Source organism: Acidobacteriota bacterium (assembly GCA_018001935.1).
Lineage (GTDB): Bacteria > Acidobacteriota > JAAYUB01 > JAAYUB01 > JAAYUB01 > JAGNHB01.
Genome location: JAGNHB010000107.1, coordinates 1 through 3,972, shown reverse-complemented (window position 1 = coordinate 3,972; position 3,972 = coordinate 1). Strand labels below are relative to the sequence as shown.

Here is a 3,972-nt window from a genome sequence, read left to right as displayed (position 1 = left end):
GCACAGGCCGATCCAGCCGGTGCGGGGCACGCCGGTCTTGTTCGGCTGCAGCAGCAGCGTCACCTCGCCCGACACGCTCCCCGTACACCCCCCGATCACCTGGATCCACGGTTCCGACACCGTCACCACCCAGGTCAGGCCGGGGTTCCCCTGGTTCGGCCGCACGTCCACCCCGTCCAGGGTGTAGCCGCCCCGGGCGTCGCACGGGAGGGCGGCCGCGTCCAGGATCCACATCCCCCGCTCCGTCCCCTCCTGGTTCACCCGGACCTTCCGGCCCGCCACCACCAGGTCCGCCCCCCGCGCGGTCGCGCTGGCGCCCACCGTGACCGTCACCGTCGCGCCCTGCCGGCTCGCCTGGACCCACGAGGGAACGTTTTCCACCGACCAGGTACAGGTCCCGTTCGTCGTCACGCTCACCGTCGCCGTCCCGCCCGCCGGCGGGAAGCTCAGCGCGTCCGTGTCCACCGCGTAGGTGCACCCCTGAACCCACGTCGCCCCCGGGCCCTTCACCCAGGTCTTCCACCGCTTCGCCCCCTGCGCCGCCGCCGGCAGCATCGCCGCCAGCAGCGTCAGCGCCAGGACCGCCCAGAATCGCCTGTTGCCCCTTTTCTTCGTTTTCATCGCTTTTCCCTCTCCCTCGGCGCGCGCCCTCAGGGCACGTGGATCACGCACTGGTACTTGCCGTCCCGGTAGTCGTAGACGGGGCGCCAGTTCGTGTAGGTCTCCTGCCCCTGCGACGGGACGGGGATCTCCTGCTCATGGAGGTAGATCAGGAAAAATTCCCACTCCCCCTTCACCACCGGAAGATCCGGCATGATCTGGTCGAACCCCCCGATCCCGGAGCAACCGGTGTCCTGGCCGATAATCTGGTTGTAGACCGTGAAGACCTCGATGGACCCGTCGGGGTGACTCACCGACACCAGTTCGGAAAAACGGGTGTTTTGGGCCGACCACTGCCGGTTGGTGGCGTCCGTGCACTTCGCGAACATCCACCGCATCGTCCCGGGCGCCGGAAAGTAGGCCCGCGTGTAACCGCTCTCCGCCGGCTCCGACGTCACCGTGATGATGGACGACCGCGGCGCCCACACCGGCATCACCCACGAGGTGTCTTCCGGGGGGATCACCGCCATCAGGGACGGCTGTCCCTGGCCCTGACCGTTGCCATTCCCGTGGCCCCGCCGGTGCGCGTTGAACTCGGGGCCGTTTCTCAGATAATCCCGGAACTCGTCCGTCAGCTCCACCGCGTAGATGTCCCCGTGGGGACCGAAGCACTGGTGGATCGGGTGGGACCGATTCGTCTTGGTTACTTTTTTGTAAATTTTTATTCCGCGCCACACGTCGTCCGGATGAGCCCCGGGCGCGGAAAGGCAGAAAATCGCCGCCAGCGCGGCGAGCGCGAGTGGTCGCATGGTTATCCCCTCCTTCATGATGGCCCGCCGGGGAGGCGGGCGCGGTTTGGGGGCCGCTTCGCCCGGGGGGCAACGCGGCCGTTCTTCCCGACCCGGCCGGGCGCGGGAAAGGGCGGAGGATACCCCTGCCGAAGCGGCGAGGTCAAGCGGAAAAATCAACGGAAGGGTGGGAGAAAACAACAGTGGGGAAGGTTTCGCGTTTGCGCGGGTGGTGTTGAAGGGGCGTGCGAGGAGCATCTTCCTCGTCGGAACGACTAGTACAAACAGCCCAACGAAAACATAGCGATTTCTCGTACTGTAACTTCTACTTTTTCAGAACGATTTGGAAGTTTTTGGAAAGTATGGAGAGAGGTGCGCGGCAGCCGCGCGTTTGGATCGGGTTTTTCGGGTCACGGGCCACCCGATCGTTCGTCCTGGGGCATCCTGGAGGGTTCTGTTTTCCGGGGGATCTCCCCCCCGGACCCTCGCCAGGGGAATGACCATCCCCCTGCCGCCCCCGGCACCGCCGCCGGGCGGCCTCACTCCCCGGTCTCCCGGACACTCCGCCGTCGTCCTTCCTCCGCGCGCTCCTTCCGCCAGGCAAGCCTGTCAGTCGTTGCGCCGCCGCGGCTCCGGGCGGACCCCGCCTGCGTCTTCGGTGGCCCGTCTCTCCTCCCTCCGGCGCACGGGTCGCGCCGGACCGCTCCCTCCGGCCGGGCTCCGGTCCGGGGCGGCGAGCATAAGCGGTTCCCTCCCCGCCCGGGCCCGGGTCCCCACCAATTATCCCTCTCCACCCCTCCCCTTCGCTTCCCGCCCTCCGTTCCCGTCCGTCACGCCCCGTGCCGCCTGCGCGGCCGGGGCTTCGTCGCTTCCGGGCTCTTCCGGAGGAGGACATTTTCGATGTTCCCCCCTGCGGCCTCAGCCAATGGTGAAGGCCGCAGGGGGAAACATTTTCTTTCGCGGGCTTCAGAATCAGACGGAAGGAGGAGCACGATGAGTTTCGATTTCGCGGACATCCGGGGGCAGGCACAGGCCAAGCGGGCGCTGGAGGTCGCCGCCGCGGGCGGCCACCACGTCCTCATGATCGGCCAGCCCAACGCCGGGAGGTTCTTTCTGGCCCGGCGCATCCCGGGCATCCTGCCGCCCCTGTCGGGGGCGGAAGCCGCCGAGACGGCCGAAATCTTCGCGGCTGCCGGGCTGCTGAAGAGCGGGGGCGACCCGGACTCGCTTCGCCGCCCGTTCCGGGCCCCGCACCACACCGTTTCCCGCGCCGGGATGGCCGGGGGCGGCCCCGTCCCGCGCCCGGGGGAGGCGAGCCTCGCCCACAACGGCGTCCTGTTCCTGGACGAACTCCCCGAGTTCCAGCGAGGGGTCCTGGAGGCGCTCCGGGGGATCATGAAGGTCGGGGAGTCCCGGGTGTACCGGGGCGGGCAGGTGCGCGCCTTCCCCGCCCGGTTCCTTCTGGTGGCGGCCTCGAACCCCTGCCCCTGCGGCTATTTCGGGGAGGCCCGGTGCCGTTGCTCGGCGGAGGCCATCCTGCGTTACTCCGAGCGGGTCCGGGCCGTCGAGGGCTTCGATCTCGTCGTTCGCGTCCCGCCCCTTCATTACGCGGACCTCCGGCAGCGGGAAGGGGAGCCCTCCGCCGCGATCCGGGAACGGGTCCTCGCCGCCCGGGCTTTCGCTGTGGAACGGCGGGGCGAGGCGCAGCCGCCCGGGGCGACGGTTGCCCGGGTCGCGCGCACCATCGCCGACCTGGCCGGATCGCGGGAAGTGCTCCCGGAACACCGGTCCGAAGCGCAGGCCCTGGTCAACCCCTTCTGATCCTTCGGGGGGCCGCGCATCCCGAACCACGCGGAAAGGAGCGTTGAAATGGACATCCTCTATCGGCCGACCGGCGAAGACAACCCGCATAACCGGGGCCCCCTCCGGATCCGGGTGGACGGGGAGACCATCTATTGCCCGCATTACGTGCAGCCGGGTTACCGGGTGGACGACACGACCGCCGGCGCCATCCTCGACCACTTCGACGACTGGGGCGGGCTGTGCCACACCGCACCCGACGGATGGCAGGTCCCCAGCGGGTATTGCACGGTACTGCCCGAAGGGTAGGCAGCCGAACTTCCCTTGCCCCCGTGCCGGGGCGGCGCTTACCGCCCCGGCGCATCGCCTTCCCAGCGGGCAGGGGGCGCCGCCCCCTGCACCCCGGCCAGGGGGATGAACATTCCCCTGGACCCCGCGCCTTTTCATCAGACCCGGGGGGACGCCGCAGGCTGCAACGGCGGGCTGCCCCCTCCCCGGTTTCCGGGCTCTTGGGCATCTCCGCCCATCGTTGCCTGTCTCGCGGTTTCGTACACGCGTTCTGAGTAAAACCCACCGGCGGATTTCTGCTCTCCGGGTTGTCAAATAATTCAATCCTGGGGTATCATGGGGGCGCACGGCTTCGAGGGGTCGCGTTTCTGTTGATTCCCGCCCTGTAATCCCATAAGTGTCCAGGGGTATTTTACCAGAGATCGGCCAAGGAAAGATCACGGGCGATTGAGTGATCATCGGGCTCATGCTTCATCGAGTCCGGCCGTTGATCGTC

At 68.3% G+C, this 3,972-nt stretch carries 4 protein-coding genes; 2 read left to right on the top strand and 2 right to left on the bottom strand.

The window, feature by feature from the left end:
- Both KA419_21010 and KA419_21005 read right to left on the bottom strand, forming a co-directional pair.
- The coding region (locus tag KA419_21010; GenBank protein ID MBP7868414.1) for a BACON domain-containing protein at positions 1-621 on the bottom strand (621 nt) is incomplete at its 3' end.
- Positions 622-650: 29 nt separating this feature from the next.
- Positions 651-1,409 carry a hypothetical protein gene (locus KA419_21005; protein MBP7868413.1) on the bottom strand — a complete coding sequence of 253 codons (759 nt, stop codon included), beginning with the start codon at positions 1,407-1,409 and terminating at the stop codon, positions 651-653.
- Positions 1,410-2,381: 972 nt separating this feature from the next.
- Between KA419_21005 and KA419_21000 the strand changes: the two genes are divergently transcribed.
- Positions 2,382-3,209 (top strand): ATP-binding protein, encoded by an 828-nt coding sequence (locus KA419_21000; protein MBP7868412.1) that lies wholly within the window; start codon positions 2,382-2,384, stop codon positions 3,207-3,209.
- 48 nt (positions 3,210-3,257) lie between these two features.
- Positions 3,258-3,497, top strand: coding sequence for a hypothetical protein (locus KA419_20995; GenBank protein MBP7868411.1), 240 nt, complete (start codon positions 3,258-3,260; stop codon positions 3,495-3,497).
- The last annotated feature ends 475 nt before the right edge of the window (positions 3,498-3,972 follow it).

Excerpts from the sequence above, each read along its gene's own strand:
- KA419_21005 (MBP7868413.1), bottom strand. The coding sequence starts at position 1,409 with ATGCGACCACTCGCGCTCGCCGCGCTGGCGGCGATTTTCTGCCTTTCC.
- KA419_20995 (MBP7868411.1), top strand. The coding sequence starts at position 3,258 with ATGGACATCCTCTATCGGCCGACCGGCGAAGACAACCCGCATAACCGG.
- KA419_21000 (MBP7868412.1), top strand. The coding sequence starts at position 2,382 with ATGAGTTTCGATTTCGCGGACATCCGGGGGCAGGCACAGGCCAAGCGG.